1 protein-coding gene is annotated in these 526 nt (G+C 37.8%); it reads left to right on the top strand.

Annotated elements, in window-relative coordinates; translation table 11 throughout:
• Positions 1-143: 143 nt before the first annotated feature.
• Positions 144-526: DUF4329 domain-containing protein (locus MoGM_RS02125; RefSeq protein ID WP_233210128.1), on the top strand; the 383-nt coding region annotated here is incomplete at its 3' end.

Consider the following 526-nt stretch of genomic DNA (forward strand, 5'->3'; position numbering starts at 1 on the left):
GGCCGGACCCGCTCGCGGACGATTATCTGAATGTCAGTCCGTATGTATATTGTCTGAATAATCCGATAAAGCTGATTGATATTGACGGGTTGAAACCGGGAGACTTTTTCAGAACGGCAGATGAAGCGGCTATAGATTTCGGATTGTATTACAATGATAATTCTATACGGGAAGGAGTAGAGTATGGCAGCAGCATATTCAAAGTAATGAATAACAAAGGCGAAATCGGATATACTTATACAATTGCCAATAGAGGTAATAAAGATGTGGTTATTTCAAGCAAGGCTCCTTGGGGATTTAAAACCGTTGCCACTACTCATACACATGGGCGCAGTACTGCTAATGATTCAAAGTCTTTTTATGACAATTACTATTCAGGAATGAGGGATAAAAAACATTATATCCTACCTCCCCATAAATTAAAAAAAGTAAAAACGCTTGATACCAATATTGGCAATGCAAATATAGATAAAATAGATTCATATTTAGCAAGTCCGAACGGGGAACTGCAAAAATACAACCATAG

The organism is Prevotella sp. MGM1 (genome assembly GCF_002933775.1).
In the GTDB taxonomy this organism is placed as follows: Bacteria; Bacteroidota; Bacteroidia; order Bacteroidales; family Bacteroidaceae; genus Prevotella.